General features: G+C 65.1%; 16 protein-coding genes. 8 read left to right on the top strand and 8 right to left on the bottom strand.

Features of this window, described 5'->3' with window-relative positions:
- Window positions 1–5 precede the first annotated feature (5 nt).
- Window positions 6–929: a lipid A biosynthesis lauroyl acyltransferase gene (locus DN824_RS04550; RefSeq protein ID WP_138407154.1), complete on the bottom strand. Its 924-nt coding sequence runs from the start codon at window positions 927–929 to the stop codon at window positions 6–8.
- Between the two features lie 181 nt (window positions 930–1,110).
- Between DN824_RS04550 and minC the strand changes: the two genes are divergently transcribed.
- From minC to DN824_RS04520, 6 genes are all read left to right on the top strand, one after another.
- Complete coding sequence (minC, locus tag DN824_RS04545; RefSeq protein ID WP_138407153.1) at window positions 1,111–1,845, top strand: septum site-determining protein MinC; 735 nt, start codon at window positions 1,111–1,113, stop codon at window positions 1,843–1,845.
- Between the two features lie 93 nt (window positions 1,846–1,938).
- Window positions 1,939–2,754, top strand: a complete 816-nt coding sequence (gene minD / locus DN824_RS04540; protein ID WP_138407152.1) for a septum site-determining protein MinD — start codon at window positions 1,939–1,941, stop codon at window positions 2,752–2,754.
- Complete coding sequence (minE, locus tag DN824_RS04535; RefSeq protein ID WP_138407151.1) at window positions 2,751–3,008, top strand: cell division topological specificity factor MinE; 258 nt, start codon at window positions 2,751–2,753, stop codon at window positions 3,006–3,008. The genes minD and minE overlap by 4 nt, the downstream gene beginning before the upstream one ends.
- 88 nt (window positions 3,009–3,096) lie before the next feature.
- Window positions 3,097–3,732 (top strand): RluA family pseudouridine synthase, encoded by a 636-nt coding sequence (locus DN824_RS04530; protein WP_138407150.1) that lies wholly within the window; start codon window positions 3,097–3,099, stop codon window positions 3,730–3,732.
- Between the two features lie 7 nt (window positions 3,733–3,739).
- Window positions 3,740–4,312, top strand: a complete 573-nt coding sequence (locus tag DN824_RS04525) for a class I SAM-dependent methyltransferase (protein WP_138407149.1) — start codon at window positions 3,740–3,742, stop codon at window positions 4,310–4,312.
- A gap of 75 nt (window positions 4,313–4,387) precedes the next feature.
- The gene (locus DN824_RS04520) at window positions 4,388–5,677 is read left to right on the top strand and encodes a M18 family aminopeptidase (RefSeq protein ID WP_138407148.1); all 1,290 of its coding nucleotides are present in this window, start codon (window positions 4,388–4,390) and stop codon (window positions 5,675–5,677) included.
- Between the two features lie 41 nt (window positions 5,678–5,718).
- Here DN824_RS04520 and DN824_RS04515 read toward each other — a convergent pair whose 3' ends face one another.
- Window positions 5,719–6,681, bottom strand: coding sequence for an NAD(P)H-quinone oxidoreductase (locus DN824_RS04515; RefSeq protein ID WP_138407147.1), 963 nt, complete (start codon window positions 6,679–6,681; stop codon window positions 5,719–5,721).
- Window positions 6,682–6,958: 277 nt separating this feature from the next.
- Here DN824_RS04515 and DN824_RS04510 point away from each other — a divergent pair, with 277 nt between their 5' ends.
- Together DN824_RS04510 and DN824_RS04505 are read left to right on the top strand one after the other, a co-directional pair.
- Complete coding sequence (locus DN824_RS04510) at window positions 6,959–9,088, top strand: carboxy terminal-processing peptidase (RefSeq protein WP_174236471.1); 2,130 nt, start codon at window positions 6,959–6,961, stop codon at window positions 9,086–9,088.
- A gap of 86 nt (window positions 9,089–9,174) precedes the next feature.
- Window positions 9,175–10,959, top strand: coding sequence for a bifunctional diguanylate cyclase/phosphodiesterase (locus DN824_RS04505; RefSeq protein ID WP_138407146.1), 1,785 nt, complete (start codon window positions 9,175–9,177; stop codon window positions 10,957–10,959).
- On the opposite strand, the gene DN824_RS04500 is transcribed toward DN824_RS04505, so the two are convergent.
- The 6 genes from DN824_RS04500 to flgL all read right to left on the bottom strand — a co-directional run bounded on the left by DN824_RS04500 (window position 10,926) and on the right by flgL (window position 14,688).
- Complete coding sequence (locus DN824_RS04500; protein ID WP_138407145.1) at window positions 10,926–11,393, bottom strand: SEL1-like repeat protein; 468 nt, start codon at window positions 11,391–11,393, stop codon at window positions 10,926–10,928. The two genes, DN824_RS04505 and DN824_RS04500, sit on opposite strands and share 34 nt — an antisense overlap.
- Window positions 11,393–11,767: a hypothetical protein gene (locus DN824_RS04495; protein WP_138407144.1), complete on the bottom strand. Its 375-nt coding sequence runs from the start codon at window positions 11,765–11,767 to the stop codon at window positions 11,393–11,395. Before DN824_RS04495 ends, DN824_RS04500 begins: the two co-directional genes overlap by 1 nt.
- A complete protein-coding gene (locus tag DN824_RS04490; protein ID WP_138407143.1) occupies window positions 11,764–12,087 on the bottom strand; it encodes a helix-turn-helix domain-containing protein in 324 nt (107 codons plus the stop codon). The genes DN824_RS04495 and DN824_RS04490 overlap by 4 nt, the downstream gene beginning before the upstream one ends.
- A gap of 95 nt (window positions 12,088–12,182) precedes the next feature.
- A complete protein-coding gene (locus DN824_RS04485) occupies window positions 12,183–12,617 on the bottom strand; it encodes a YkvA family protein (RefSeq protein WP_138407142.1) in 435 nt (144 codons plus the stop codon).
- A 385-nt stretch (window positions 12,618–13,002) separates the two neighbouring features.
- Window positions 13,003–13,317 (bottom strand): ComEA family DNA-binding protein, encoded by a 315-nt coding sequence (locus DN824_RS04480; RefSeq protein WP_138407141.1) that lies wholly within the window; start codon window positions 13,315–13,317, stop codon window positions 13,003–13,005.
- Window positions 13,318–13,446: 129 nt separating this feature from the next.
- Window positions 13,447–14,688: a flagellar hook-associated protein FlgL gene (flgL, locus tag DN824_RS04475; protein ID WP_138407140.1), complete on the bottom strand. Its 1,242-nt coding sequence runs from the start codon at window positions 14,686–14,688 to the stop codon at window positions 13,447–13,449.
- Between the last annotated feature and the right edge of the window lie 8 nt (window positions 14,689–14,696).

Genomic DNA, 14,696 nt, shown 5'->3' with positions numbered 1-14,696 from the left:
CGGCTTCAGCGATACAGGCTGGGCATGCCTTCCGGACGCGTCTTGAAGCGCCGGTGCGCCCAGAGATACTGCTCCGGGCACTGGCGCACCGCCTGCTCGACCCACTGGTTGATGCGCAGGCAATCCTGCTCCTCGCTTTCCCCCGGGAAGTCCTCCAGCGGCGGATGGATCACCAGCCGATAGCCACTGCCGTCGGCGAGCCGCTCCTGGGTGAAGGGCAACACCCGGGCACGCCCGAGCCGCGCGAACTTGGTGGTCGCCGTGACGGTTGCCGCCGGGATGTCGAACAGCGGCACGAACAGGCTCTGCTTGCGGCCGTAATCCTGATCGGGCGCATACCAGATGGCGCGGCCGGCACGCAGGACCTTGAGCATGGCCCGCACGTCCTCGCGCTCGATCGCCGAAGCGTCCAGGTTGTGGCGCTCCCGGCCGCGACGCTGGATGAAGTCGAACAACGGATTGTCGTGCTCGCGGTACATCCCGTCGATGGTGTGTCGCTGGCCCAGGAGCGCCGCGCCGATCTCCAGGGTGGTGAAGTGCAGCGCCATCAGAATCACGCCCTGCCCTTGCGCCTGGGCCTGCTGCAGGTGTTCGAGGCCCTCGATCCTGGCCAGGCGCTGCAGGCGCGCCTTGGGCCACCACCAGCTCATCGCCATTTCGAAGAAGGCGATGCCCGTGGAGGCGAAGTTCTCGCGCAGCAGCCGCTCGCGGTCGGCCAGGGCCATTTCCGGGAAGCACAACTCCAGGTTGCGCCGCGCGATGTGGCGACGCGAACGGGCGACGCGGTACATCAGCGCCCCCAGCAGACGACCCAGCATCAGGAGCACCGGATAAGGCAGCTGCACCAGCAGCCAGAGCAGGCCGAGCCCCGCCCAGAGTGGCCAGAAACGCGGATGGAGGAACTTGCGACTGAAGCGGGGGCGATCCATGAAACGCTCGAACCGGATGGAAAGCCATGCATTCTAACGGCAAACGCGCAAACGGGTCGGCCCGGATCGCTCTCCGGTCGTCCGGACACGCCCGCCCACGGGCCTGATGCGGGCCGCTTGCCCTTGCAGGTCCGCGTCGTGACCGCTATAAGTCCTCGCCATTTACCGCAGCAGGCAGACCATGAGCCAAGCCGATCCTCTCGACCAAGATCCCGTATTCCAGCTCAAGGGCAGCATGCTCGCCATCACCGTCCTGGAGCTGGCCGACAACGATCCCGAACGCCTGGACCAGCAACTGGCGCGCAAAGTCGCGCAGGCGCCTAACTTCTTCAGCAATACCCCCCTGGTGCTGGCGCTGGACAAGCTGCCCCAGGCCGACGAGCGATTCGACCTGGCCGAGCTGATGAGCGTCTGCCGTCGCCACGGCCTGCGCACCCTCGCCATCCGGGCCAGCCACGCGGCCCACATCGGCGCCGCCAGCGCGCTGGACCTGCCCGTGCTGCCGCCCTCCGGCGCGCGCGAACGCAAGATCGACCCGCACGACGGCGAGCCGGCCAAACCCGCCGCGCCGGCAGAACCGGTCTACCGCCCGAGCCGGGTCGTCACCACGCCGATTCGCGGCGGCCAGCAGATCTATGCGCAAGGCGGCGACCTGATCGTGCTCGCTCCGGTCAGCCCCGGCGCGGAACTTCTCGCCGATGGCAACATCCATGTCTACGCCCCATTACGGGGTCGCGCGCTCGCCGGTATCAAAGGCGACGTCAACGCTCGCATTTTCTGCCAGCAACTGACGGCGGAAATGGTCTCCATCGCGGGTCAGTACAAGGTCGCCGAGGACATCCGACGCGATCCTCTCTGGGGTGAAGCCGTACGCATCGGGCTGTCCGGCGACGTGTTGAACATCACCCGCCTTTAACGGATACTGCCGCGAATTTACAAGCACCAAACGGCGCTCTGTCCTCCAAAAAGGCGACGGACCCGACATTTTCATATTTTAGGGTGAATCACCTTGGCCAAGATCCTCGTAGTCACTTCCGGTAAGGGTGGCGTCGGCAAAACCACCACCAGCGCTGCCATCGGTACCGGCCTCGCCCTGCGCGGGCACAAGACCGTCATCGTCGATTTCGACGTCGGCCTGCGCAACCTGGACCTGATCATGGGCTGCGAACGACGCGTGGTGTACGACTTCGTCAACGTCATCCAGGGCGATGCGACCCTGACCCAGGCACTGATCAAGGACAAGCGCCTCGAGAACCTCTACGTGCTGGCCGCCAGCCAGACCCGCGACAAGGACGCCCTGACCGTCGAAGGCGTCGAGAAGGTCATTACCGAACTGGCCGAAAATTTCGAATACGTCATCTGCGACTCCCCTGCCGGTATCGAGAAAGGCGCCCACCTGGCGATGTACTTCGCCGACGAAGCCATCGTCGTGACCAACCCCGAAGTCTCCTCCGTACGCGACTCCGACCGCATGCTCGGCCTGCTGGCCAGCAAGTCGCGCCGCGCCGAAAGCGGCCAGGAGCCGATCAAGGAACACCTGCTGCTGACGCGCTACAACCCCGAGCGCGTGACCAAGGGCGAGATGCTCGGCGTGGAAGACGTCGAAGAAATCCTCTCGATCCGCCTGCTCGGCGTCATTCCCGAGTCCCAGGCCGTGCTCAAGGCCTCCAACCAGGGCATCCCGGTGATCCTCGACGACCAGAGCGATGCCGGACAGGCCTACAGCGATGCCGTTGACCGCCTGCTGGGCAAGGAAGTCGCGCACCGCTTCCTCGACATCAAGAAGCCCGGCTTCCTGCAACGACTGTTCGGAGGTCGCGAATGAATCTTTTCGACTTCTTCCGTGAGCGCAAGAAGAAGGAAACCCCGGCTGCGATCGCCAAGGAACGCCTGCAGATCATCGTCGCCCACGAGCGTGGCCAGCGCAGCGAGCCGGACTACCTGCCGGCCCTGCAGAAAGAACTGGTCGAGGTGATCCGCAAGTACGTCAACATCGACAGCGATCAGGTCCAGGTCGCCCTGGAAGACCAGGGCAACTGCTCGATCCTGGAGCTCAACATCACCCTGCCGGATCGGTGACGTCGCGCCAGACGCGAACGAGCCACTGACGCAGAACAATGGCGGCCCCGCAGACTGCGAGGGCCGCCGTTTCATTTTCGGGCTTGCCATGCCGCTCAGCACTATCCGCATCATCCACCAGGACGCCGCCATCCTGGTCATCGACAAGCCGACCCTCCTGCTGTCCGTGCCGGGTCGCGCCGAAGACAACCGCGATTGCCTGGTCACCCGCCTGCAGGAAAACGGCTATCCGGAGGCGCGCATCGTCCACCGGCTGGACTGGGAAACCTCCGGCCTGATCGTCCTGGCCCGCGACGCCGACAGCCACCGCGAGCTGTCGCGCCAGTTCCACGACCGCGAAACGGAGAAGGCCTATACGGCGCTGTGCTGGGGCGAACCGGCGCAGGACAGCGGCAGCATCGACCTGCCCCTGCGCTACGACCCTCCAACCAAGCCCCGCCACGTGGTCGACCACGAGCTGGGCCGCCATGCGCTGACCTACTGGCGGGTGCTCGAACGCTGCGGTCACTACAGCCGCGTCGAACTCACCCCGATCACCGGCCGCTCCCATCAGCTGCGGGTCCACATGCTGTCCATCGGCCATCCGCTTCTGGGCGATCGTCTCTACGCCCACGACCAGGCGCTGGCCGCCCACGAGCGCCTGTGCCTGCACGCCAGCATGCTGACCCTCACCCACCCGACGACCGGCGAACGGCTGCGCTTCGACAGCCCGGCGCCGTTCTGATCCCGGCGTGACCTGGTCCGGTTTCTACGACGCCACCCAGAGCCTGCCGGCGGTCGGGACGCTGCAACGCGCACTGACGCGCTGGGCGCGAGGCCCGGGACTGGCGCTGGACCTGGGTTGCGGCGTGGGTCGCGACACCCTAGAACTGCTGCGGCGCGGCTGGCAGGTTCGGGCCTGCGACGCCGAAGCCGAGGCGCTGTCCCGCCTGCGCGATCAGGTTCCGGCCTGCGACGCGGCCCGACTGATCACGCATTGCGAGCGCTTCGAGACCCTGCAGCTGCCGTCGGCGAACCTGATCAACAGCAGCTTCGCGCTGCCGTTCTGCGCGCCGGACCACTTCGATTCGCTATGGCAGCGGATCAGTTCGGCCCTGGAGGATGGCGGCCTGTTCGCCGGGCAGTTATTTGGCGAGCGCGACCAGTGGGCCTCGCCCCAGTTGAGCATCCACAGCCGGGAGCAGGTACAGGCCTTGTTCGACGGTTGGGCGTGGGTCGACATCGAGGAAATCGATCGCACCGGCGTCACGGCTCTTGGCCGTGCCAAGCATTGGCATCTGTTTCACATCATCGCCGAACGCTGATCCAAAGGATGCATTCGCCCCCGCTGCGAGCGGGCGTGATGGGATAAACTGGCGCGATTGCAGTCGGGAGTCTCTATGCGCGAAGAACTCAATCAGGGCCTGATCGATTACCTCATGGCCTCGCCAACCCCCTTCCATGCCACCGCCAGCCTCGCCCAGCGCCTACAGGCCGCCGGTTTCAAGCCGCTGCACGAGGGTGAGCCCTGGCATGTCGAAGTCGGTGGACGCTATTACGTCACCCGCAACGATTCGGCCATCATCGCGTTTCGCCTGGGCCGCACGCCGCCGCTCGAATCCGGCGTGCGCCTGGTCGGTGCCCATACCGACAGCCCCTGCCTGCGGGTCAAGCCCCATCCCGAACTCCAGCGCCAGGGCTTCTGGCAACTGGGCGTCGAAGTGTACGGCGGCGCGCTGCTCGCGCCCTGGTTCGACCGCGACCTGTCGCTGGCCGGCCGCGTGACCTTCAGCCGGGACGGGCTGATCGAAAGCCAGCTGATCGACTTCAAGCTGCCGATCGCCACCATTCCGAACCTGGCCATCCACCTCAACCGCGAAGCCAACCAGGGCTGGGCGATCAACGCCCAGAACGAGCTGCCGCCCATTCTGGCCCAGGTCGCCAGCCAGGAAAGCCTCGACTTCCGCGCCTTGCTGGCCGAGCAGCTGAGCCGCGAGCACGGCCTGCTGGCCGACGCGGTGCTCGACTACGAGCTGAGCTTCTACGACACCCAGCCCGCGGCGGTGATCGGCCTGAACGGCGATTTCGTCGCCGGTGCGCGCCTGGACAACCTGTTGTCCTGCTTCGCCGGTCTGCAGGCGCTGCTGAAGGCCGGTGAAGACGAAACCTGCGTGCTGGTGTGCACCGACCACGAGGAAATCGGCTCGACCTCCATGTGCGGCGCCGACGGGCCTTTCCTGGAGCAGGTGCTGCGCCGGGTTCTTCCCGAAGGCGACGGCTTCGTCCGGGTCATCAACCGCTCGCTGCTGATCTCGGCGGACAACGCCCACGCCGTGCACCCCAACTACCCCGACAAGCACGACGGCAACCACGGCCCCAAGCTCAACGCCGGCCCGGTCATCAAGGTCAACAGCAACCAGCGTTACGCCACCAACAGCGAGACGGCCGGCTTCTTCCGCCATCTGTGTCTGGCCGAAGAAGTGCCGGTACAGAGCTTCGTCACCCGCAGCGACATGGGTTGCGGCTCGACCATCGGCCCGATCACCGCTGGCCAGCTGGGCGTGCGCACCGTCGACATCGGCCTGCCGACCTTCGCCATGCATTCGATCCGCGAGCTGGCCGGGAGCCAGGATCTCGCCCACTTGGTCAAGGTGCTTACCGCCTTCTATACCACCGCGCGGTTGCCCTGACCCGGCCGGTCGGGCAGCGACACCGCCGCCCGACCTCGCCCTCAGCTCAGCGCGTCGTCGATCACCAGCGCGATCTTGCCCGACACGGTATTGCTTTCCAGCGCCGCGAACGCCGCCTGCGCATCGCCGATCGGGAAGCAGCGCTCCAGCTGTGGCTTGAGCGTGCCATCGGCGAACAGCGGCCAGACCTTCTCTTCGAGATCGGCGATCAGCTCGGCCTTGTACTCCGCATCCCGGCTACGCAGCGTCGACCCGGTGATCTGGACCCGCTTGCCGAGCAGCTTGGCCAGATCCAGTTCGGTGATGCGTCCGCCCATCAGACCGATGATCACCCAGCGCCCATCCAGGCCGAGCAATTGCAGGTTGAGCGGCGCGTAATTGGCGCCCACCGGATCGAGGATCACATCGAAGGGCGCGAAGTCACGCAGGCTTTCCAGATCGACGCTGCGCACGACGCCACCCTCGGCCCCCAGGCCTTCGCAATAGGCCAGCCGCTCGGCCGACCCGACGCTGACCCAGCAGGGATTGCCGAAGGCCTTGCACAGCTGGATGGCCGCGGTCCCCACCCCGCTCGCGCCGGCATGCAGCAGAACCTTCTCCGCCGGCTTGAGCGCCGCCAGCCGGTACAGGTTCAGCCAGGCGGTGGCATAAACCTCAGGCACCGCCGCGGCCTCGGTCAGACTCAGGCCCAGAGGAATCGCCATCGCGTGCCGTTCGTCCACCACCACCTGCTCGGCCATCCCACCGCCGGCCAGTAGCGCGCAGACCCGATCGCCCACTTTCCAGCGGCTGCCCGCCCCCGCCTCGGTGATCACCCCGGCGCATTCCAGGCCAAGGGTATCGGTGACACCGGGCGGCGGCGGATAGTGGCCGGCCCGCTGCAGCAGGTCGGCACGATTGATTCCCGCCGCCGCGACCTGGATACGGACCTGCCCCTGGCCACAGGCCGGCTCGGGCCTGTCGACCCACTCCAGATGCCCCTCGATGCCTTGCAATGCCTTCATGCTGCCTCCATAGTGAGCCGTGCCTGCGTCCCGTTTATGCGGTCCGGAACCCGGACGAGACACCGCTGTGTTGAAATCGATAGTTGAAAAGCGCAGCTTACACACAGCGGCGCGCCCGAACCCGGGCCGGTGATCGAGACTCCTATAGACACCCATAAGCGCGTTTTGCTGTTCGCCAGGTGCCGGCCGACTCGCTGCCCAACTGCCCGAACCTTCGGGTTGAAGATCTACACCGCCGGACCGGTAACGCATCCGGCGCTTCAATTGATGGCCTACTATGCGTTATCCCTTTGCCTCAAGCCGCCCTTCCCTGACCCGCTCGCTGAGCGTCACGTTGCTCGCGCTGGTGCTGAGCGTCAATGCGACCGTCGCGCTGGCCAAGCCTGCCGCGATCCAGAACTGGGAGTACCTGCAGCCGGACCGCGATCAGGTGATCGCCAGCCTCAACGTGGTCGAGCTGCTCAAGCGCCACCACTACAACAAGCCGCCGCTCAACGATGCCCGCTCGGAAAAAATCTTCGACAGCTACCTGAAGATGCTCGACCCCTCGCGCAGCTACTTCATGGAGTCGGACATCAATGAGTTCGGCAAGTGGCGCAGGAACTTCGACGACTTCCTGAAGAACGGCAACCTGGACCCGGGTTTCACCATCTATCGTCGCCACCTCGAGCGCCTGCAGTCGCGCCTCCAGTTCGCCCTCGGCACGCTGGAAAAAGGCGTCGACGGCTTCGACTTCACCGTCGACGAAGAGCTGCTCATCGACCGTGAGAAAGCGGCCTGGCCGAAGGACGTCGCCGAACTGGACGACCTCTGGCGCAAGCGCGTCAAGGACGAGGTCCTGCGCCTGAAGATCGCCGGCAAGGAGCCCGACGCCATCCAGGAGCTGTTGACCAAGCGCTACAAGAACCAGCTGTCGCGCCTCGAACAGACCCGCAGCGAAGACGTCTTCCAGACCTACATCAATGCCTTCGCGCAGTCCTACGACCCGCATACCCAGTACCTGTCGCCGGACAACGCGGAGAACTTCGACATCAACATGAGCCTGTCGCTCGAAGGCATCGGCGCGGTGCTGCAGAGCGACAACGAGCACGTCAAGGTGGTGCGCCTGGTTCCGGCGGGGCCTGCGGAAAAGACCAAGCAGATCGCCCCGGCCGACCGCATCGTCGGGGTGGCCCAGGGCAACGAGGAAATGGTCGACGTGATCGGCTGGCGCCTGGACGAGGTGGTCAAGCTGATCCGCGGGCCCAAGGGCTCGACGGTGCGCCTGGAAGTGATTCCGGCGAGCAACGCACCGAACGACCAGACCAGCCGCGTCGTCTCGATTACCCGCGAAGCGGTGAAACTCGAGGAGCAGGCCGCGAAGAAATCGGTGCTCAAGCTCAATCATGAAGGCCAGGACTACAAGCTCGGGGTGATCGAGATCCCCGCGTTCTACCTCGACTTCAAGGCGCTGCGGGCCGGCGACAAGAACTACAAGAGCACCACGCGCGACGTCAAGAAACTGATCGGCGAACTGCAGGAAGAAAAGGTCGACGGCATCGTCATCGACCTGCGCAACAACGGTGGCGGTTCGCTGCAGGAAGCCACCGAGCTGACCGGCCTGTTCATCGAGCAAGGCCCGACGGTGCTGGTGCGCAACAGCGACGGCCGCGTCGACGTACTCGCCGACGACAGCGCAGGCACCTACTACGACGGCCCGCTGGCCGTGCTGGTCAACCGCCTTTCGGCGTCCGCCTCGGAGATCTTCGCCGGGGCCATGCAGGACTACCACCGTGCATTGATCCTCGGTGGCCAGACCTTCGGCAAGGGCACGGTGCAGACCATCCAGCCGCTCAACCATGGCGAGCTCAAGCTCACCCTGGCCAAGTTCTACCGGGTTTCCGGTCAGAGCACCCAGCATCAGGGCGTGATCCCGGACATTTCCTATCCGGCCAACGTGGACACCAAGGAGATCGGTGAAAGCGCCCTGCCCGAGGCCATGCCCTGGGACAGCATCCGCGCGGCGATCAATCCGGAGTTCAACCCCTTCAAGCCGTTCCTCGCCGAGCTCACCGCTCGCCATGAGGCGCGCTCGGAAAAGAATCCGGACTTCGTCTTCACCCGCGACCGCCTCGCACTTTCCCAGGAGCTGATGCACGAGACCACGGTCAGCCTCAACGAGGAAAAACGCCGGGCGCAGCAGAAAGCGATCGAGGAGCGCCAGCTGGCGCTGGAGAACGCACTGCGCACGTCCAAGGGCGAAGAGCCGCTGAAGAAGATCGAGGAAGAGGACGAAGCCGCCGCGCTGGCGGAAGCGGAAAAACCGAAGAAGCCCGAGGACGATGCCTACCTCACCGAGAGCGGTCGCATCCTGCTGGACTTCCTGGGTTTGAGTTCGGCGATGGCGCAACACCAGACGACACGCTGACACTTGTCATCAAAATGACATCACGGTGAAGTGAAATGATCAGGGGCCTTCCAGGGCCCCTTTTCTTTTGCCGATGGACCGAAACCATGACCGTCACCGAGCAGTTGAGCAACCTGGCCCGGATCCTTGCTCACGGAGACCTCACCACGCTGTTTCAGCCGATCGTCTCGCTGTCCCAGCAGGCGGTCATCGGCTATGAGGCCCTGACCCGCGGCCCGTCCAACAGCTGCCTGCACTCCCCGGTCACGCTCTTTTCCGCCGCGCGCCATGCCAGACGTTTGAACGACCTGGAGCTCGCCTGTCGCGAGAGCGCCTGCCGTCATTTCGACGCACAAGGGCTGCAGGGCAAACTGTTCCTCAACGCCTCCCCCGAATCCCTGCTCGACATCACCCACAAGCCCGGCAAGACGCTGGAGTTCTTGCAACGCTTCGGCATATCGCCCAGCCAGGTGGTCATCGAGCTGACCGAACAGACCCCGATCGACGACTTCCAGTTGCTCGACAACGCCCTTCGCCACTACCGCGCGATGGGCTTCTCGATCGCACTGGACGATCTGGGGGCCGGCTATTCAAGCCTGAGGCTGTGGTCTGAGCTGCGTCCCGACTACGTCAAGATCGACCGCTACTTCATCGATGGCATCCACCGGGACGCCGTGAAGCGGGAGTTCGTCGACTCGATACTGAAGATAGCCCGCGCCTCGCGCGCCGAGGTCATCGCCGAAGGCATCGAGCTGCAGCAGGAGCTGTTCGTACTGCAGGAGATGGGCGTCGACCTGGTGCAGGGCTACCTGATCGGTCGTCCCGAGACCAGCCCGAGCGTCGACTTCGCCAACCTGCTGCCCAAGGCGCCGACCGCCGACAGCGACTTCCTCGAGGAAACCGGCGACCTTTCGCCCCTGCTCGTGCAGCAGGCCGGCGTTTCGCAGGACCAGCCGATCTCGGACGTGCTCGACGTGTTCCGCCTGCAGGCCAACCTCAATGCCCTCGCGGTTCTGGACGACGATCGGCGGCCGGTGGGCATCGTGCAGCGCAGCCTGTTGTCCGAAGCCTTGCTCAAGCCCTACGCGAAGGACCTGCTGGCGCGAAAGCCCATCAGCCGACTGATGAGCGAGGAGTTCCTGGCCGTCGAGGTGTCGCACTCGATGCAGCAGGTCAGCCGGCTGCTGACCAGCCGGGCGCGCCAGCGCATCGAGGACGACTTCATCATCACCCAGGACGGCCGCTATCTGGGCCTCGGACGGGTCATAGACGTGCTCAAGCTGATCACCGAGATGAAGATCCAGCAGGCGCGACACGCCAACCCGCTGACCCTGCTGCCCGGCAACGTCCCCATCCAGCAATGCCTGGCACGCCTGCTCAAGCAGGGCGGCGAGGCCGTGGTCTGTTATGTCGACATCGATCACTTCAAGCCTTTCAACGACCTCTATGGCTATGCGAAAGGCGACCAGGTCCTGCTTTCCCTCGCCCAGTGCCAGACCGAGCAGATCGACCCGCGCTGCGATTTCGTCGGCCACATCGGTGGCGACGACTTCATGCTGGTGTTGTGCTCCCAGGACTGGCAGGCGCGGCTCACCGAGCTGTTCGGCGCCTTCCAGGCACGCTGCCTGCCCCTATACCGCAACGAACACCTGGCCGCCGAGGGTTTCGTCGGCATGAGCCGCCAGGGCACCGTTGAGCATTTCCCCTTGCTGTCACTGTCCATCGGGGCGGTTCGGGTAGGAAGCGATTCGGCGGACCTGGACCCCGATGGGCTCGCACATCTGGCCTCGCAGGCCAAGCGTCAGGCCAAGGCGACGCCGGGCAACAGCCTGGAACTGATGCAGGCAGGCTCCACGCCTCAGAGTCCGAGCTTGGCGGCGCATGCCTCGTAGCGGCGGGCCTGTTCGGGATCGGCCTTGAGGCCATGGCCTCCGGCGCGATAGAGCTGGGCGAGTCGGGTTGCCGCCAGGGGGTGGCCGGCCTGCGCTGCCAGTGCCCACCAGTTCGCCGCTTCCGCCGCGTCCGGGCCATGGCTCGCATCCTCGCTGAGGCTGATGGCGCCCATCTGGTAGGCCGCCTTGGCATCACCGGCCTTCGCGGCCAGCCGTAGCAGTCGGATACCCTCGTTGCGCGCGCCGAAACCGCGCCCGCGGAATACCAGGATGTGGCCGTAGAAGCTTTGCGCCGACACGTCGCCCAGCGCCGCCATCCGCGAGAATTGCCCCTCCATCCAGCGCCACAGCTTGGGCTGCTGTACGGCCCAGCGCCAACCCATCAGCCTGCGCGCCACGCGATAGCCCAACCGCGCCCGCATACCCCGCAGCATCAGGGCACCTCCGGGTATTCGAATTCGAATACCCGAGCCACCTCCCCGGCATGCCAGGAGGCTGCGGCGAAGCCGTCCGAGGCGCCGATGAAACGTCCCAGGCGACTGGCACATTCGAAGAATCCGGGACGTGGCAGGCGGCTGGCTCCCTGACTGATGACCAGGGCGCTGCGCAATGGCCGGTCGGCGTGGGCGTCCAGGGCCGCCAGGTGCTCCAGCGCCGCAGTCAGGATCTGCATCGCCGGGGAAGGCAGCTTGAGGCGCTCGATCAGCGCGCGGTAGGTCACCAGGTGGCGCTGTCTGCGCGCGTCCTCCAGCTCGGCGAGCAGAGCCTGCCAGTGCTGGCGGCTGATACGTACAGGCTGCTGGCTCAAGCGTCATCCTCCCAACGGGCGATGCCCAGCGCGTGGGCCAGCGAGCGGCGAATGGCCGCGTCGGGATCGCGCTCGCCCGCCTCGATCAGCGCCAGGTAGGCCGGGCTGATGCCGACCGAACGGGCCAGGTCCTCTGCCGTCCGGCCCCGGGCTTCACGCAGCGAGCGCAGCTGTTGCAAGGGATGCGAGTCGCGGGCCGGCTGATCGGCAACCGCCACTTGCACGTCCCGCCCGGCCGCCTTGAGCAGGGCCTGGTACTCGTCCCAGGGCAGCACGGCATATTCCGGCTCGCCGTCCCGCGTGATGACTTGCACGTTCATCTGCGCCTCCCATCGATTTCAATGGGGCAGGATGTTAACAGTCCTCCATGCCCACAAAAGACCGAGAAGCACACAGGACGGCAAACGCCCCTGGCTCAGGCCTTGGCCTCGTCTGCAGCCGGCAGGCGCTCCAGATCGGCCTGCTTGGTGGGGCTCTGCGCCTGGCGCCAGGCACGGAAGGCGTCGAGCTCGCCGGACCACTTGTTCATGACCCAGCCGAGCACGGCGATGTCGTCGAGGAAACCGATGCCCGGCAGCCAGTCGGGAATGGCATCCAGGGGCGAGACGAAGTACAACAGACCGGCCACCACGGCGAGCAGCGCCTGGGTGCTGACGGCGCGGTATTCGCCCCGCCACCAGGCCACGCACAGGGCTTGCAGGGTCCGCAGGTCGTCACCGATCCCCCTGATCGCGCCGCGGCCCGATTTGCGCTTGCGCGCCACGGCCATGAGCAACAACGGCAGCCGGCCGCGACTGAGCACGCGTTGCGCCAGGGGCAGATAACGCAGGAAATTCCAGGGTGCTTTCATGGATCACCTCTCGCAAAGCGCCGCTGCGCATGGCGTACAGAGGTTATCCACCGAAGCTGTGGATAACCTTGTGAACAGATTATGGATGACTGCCCCAAACGCCCGCCTGATGCGGGGTCCGTACAGATCGACGATTTTTTGCCCAGCGCAAAAAATACTGAGAAATCAAGGAGTTAAAAATAACCTATAAGTCCTGTGGCTTTTATCGCTGTGACTGCCCGAGGGCATGGCGCGATGTGCATAACCGTAACACTGTCAACGCCTTTTCCTCGCTTTTCGACAAAAAAAAGGGTTGCGCGTTCAGGCATCAGCCGTCCTAGCGCGGTTCAGGGCGCAAACGAAAAAGCCGGTCATATGACCGGCTTTTTCTTACAGGCTGTTCGCCTTATTGCAAGCTGATGCGGCCGCGGTTCTTTTCCAGTGTCGCGGCGCCGATGCCTTTGACTTCCAGCAGCTCGTCCACCGAAGTGAAGGGGCCATGGGTGTCGCGGTAATCGACGATGGCCTTGGCCTTGGCTGCGCCGATCCCCTGCAGCTCTCGGGTCAGGGTTTCGGCATCGGCTGTGTTGAGGCCGACCGCGGCCACCTGGATGGCGGCAGCCGGTTCGGCACTGGCCTGTTTGGGGTCGGCGGCCTGGCCCTGGAGAGCGAAGCCTGCGAGAAGAGCGAGGGATGCAGCGCGGATAAACGTCCTGTTCATTTCACGATCCTTATGGGTGACAACGGTAACGGCGCGGTACTTTCCTAGCGCCGCGCCACTAACTTAGAACGCCAAGCGACCGCGTCAATCCGCCCACACATCTTTCGTGACCCGCCTCACAATCGGCCGTCAACGCATCGCGTTGAACAGGTTCAGGCTGCTGATCTTCACGTAGCTCTGCTGGGCGGCTTCGAGAATGATGGTCTGGAACGACAGCCGCGACAGCGCCTCGGCATAGTCGAGTTCGCGCAGTTCGGCCTGGACCGACTTGTTGACCAGCGTGACGTCCTGGTTGTCGGTCATGGTGGTTTCGATCACGTTCAGACGCGCACCGATCTTGCCCCGCGCGGCGTCGACGTTGACCATCGCGTGATCGAGGTTGGTCACGCCCAGCGCCACAGCATCGCGGACGTCGTCGTCGCTGCTCTTGGGGTCTTCCAGGACAGCCCGCAGATTGGCGATGGTATTGAGGATGCCCTGTTTCTCGCGGGGCTCCGCCGGCGGCACGACCTGTACGGTCTCGCCGCCTACCGCGGCACCGTTGAGCTGCAGCGTCACGCCCCGGAAGACCAGCGTGTCGGGCTTGCTCGGATCGTTGTCCATCCTCTGGTCCGCTACCAGGGGCGTGTCGGCCGGTGTACGTGGCAGACCGTAGATCGAATAGCTGCCGTCGGCGCCGAATTCGAGTTCGATGCCGTCGGCGGGGAAACCCTCGACGGCCGAAAAGGCGACCTCGTCGCTGACCAGCGGAGCGGAAACCCGCAGGGTCGAGTCGGCCGGCGCCGTCAGCGTCCGGTCCAGACGGCCCGCGTTGGTGATGTTCTCGAAGATGCTCTTGCCGCTATCGCTGATGGGAACGTTCAGCGAGCTGGCGATCTGCAGGGTCCGCTGGCCTTCGTCGCCCTTGTACTGGTAGCTGTTGCCTTCGATCACGAACGGCTGGGTCTTGCCCTGGAAACCCGAGAACAGGTATTCGCCCCGCGCGTTGCGCGTGTTCATCAGGGACATCAGCTCGTTTTCGCGCTCGCCCAGTTCGGCGGCGATGGCTTTGCGGTCATCGCCGCTCAGCGCACCGTTGCCGGCCTCGAGCGTCAGTTCGCGGATGCGCTGCAGGATGGTGTTGACCGAGTTGAGCGTCACTTCTTCCTGGGTCAGGCTGTTCTTGGCTGCGCTCAGGTTGGAGTCGTACTGGCTGAGCACGTTCTGCTGCTGCTCCAGCTGCAGCAGGCGTACCGAGGCGACCGGGTCATCCGCGGGTGTGAGGATGCGGTTGCCGGTGCTGATCTGCTCCTGGGTACGGGTCGCATTCGCGTAGTTGCGCTGCAATCCGGCGACACCGTTGTTGAAGGCTTGCAAGGTAGAGATGCGCATGACGGTGC

Source organism: Stutzerimonas nosocomialis (assembly GCF_005876855.1).
In the GTDB taxonomy this organism is placed as follows: Bacteria; Pseudomonadota; Gammaproteobacteria; order Pseudomonadales; family Pseudomonadaceae; genus Stutzerimonas; species Stutzerimonas nosocomialis.
This window is presented reverse-complemented; position numbering and strand designations above follow the sequence as displayed.

Excerpts from the sequence above, each read along its gene's own strand:
- DN824_RS04550 (WP_138407154.1), bottom strand. The coding sequence starts at position 929 with ATGGATCGCCCCCGCTTCAGTCGCAAGTTCCTCCATCCGCGTTTCTGG.
- minC (WP_138407153.1), top strand. The coding sequence starts at position 1,111 with ATGAGCCAAGCCGATCCTCTCGACCAAGATCCCGTATTCCAGCTCAAG.
- minE (WP_138407151.1), top strand. The coding sequence starts at position 2,751 with ATGAATCTTTTCGACTTCTTCCGTGAGCGCAAGAAGAAGGAAACCCCG.
- DN824_RS04530 (WP_138407150.1), top strand. The coding sequence starts at position 3,097 with ATGCCGCTCAGCACTATCCGCATCATCCACCAGGACGCCGCCATCCTG.
- DN824_RS04520 (WP_138407148.1), top strand. The coding sequence starts at position 4,388 with ATGCGCGAAGAACTCAATCAGGGCCTGATCGATTACCTCATGGCCTCG.
- DN824_RS04515 (WP_138407147.1), bottom strand. The coding sequence starts at position 6,681 with ATGAAGGCATTGCAAGGCATCGAGGGGCATCTGGAGTGGGTCGACAGG.
- DN824_RS04510 (WP_174236471.1), top strand. The coding sequence starts at position 6,959 with ATGCGTTATCCCTTTGCCTCAAGCCGCCCTTCCCTGACCCGCTCGCTG.
- DN824_RS04505 (WP_138407146.1), top strand. The coding sequence starts at position 9,175 with ATGACCGTCACCGAGCAGTTGAGCAACCTGGCCCGGATCCTTGCTCAC.
- DN824_RS04500 (WP_138407145.1), bottom strand. The coding sequence starts at position 11,393 with ATGCTGCGGGGTATGCGGGCGCGGTTGGGCTATCGCGTGGCGCGCAGG.
- DN824_RS04490 (WP_138407143.1), bottom strand. The coding sequence starts at position 12,087 with ATGAACGTGCAAGTCATCACGCGGGACGGCGAGCCGGAATATGCCGTG.
- DN824_RS04485 (WP_138407142.1), bottom strand. The coding sequence starts at position 12,617 with ATGAAAGCACCCTGGAATTTCCTGCGTTATCTGCCCCTGGCGCAACGC.
- DN824_RS04480 (WP_138407141.1), bottom strand. The coding sequence starts at position 13,317 with ATGAACAGGACGTTTATCCGCGCTGCATCCCTCGCTCTTCTCGCAGGC.
- flgL (WP_138407140.1), bottom strand. The coding sequence starts at position 14,688 with ATGCGCATCTCTACCTTGCAAGCCTTCAACAACGGTGTCGCCGGATTG.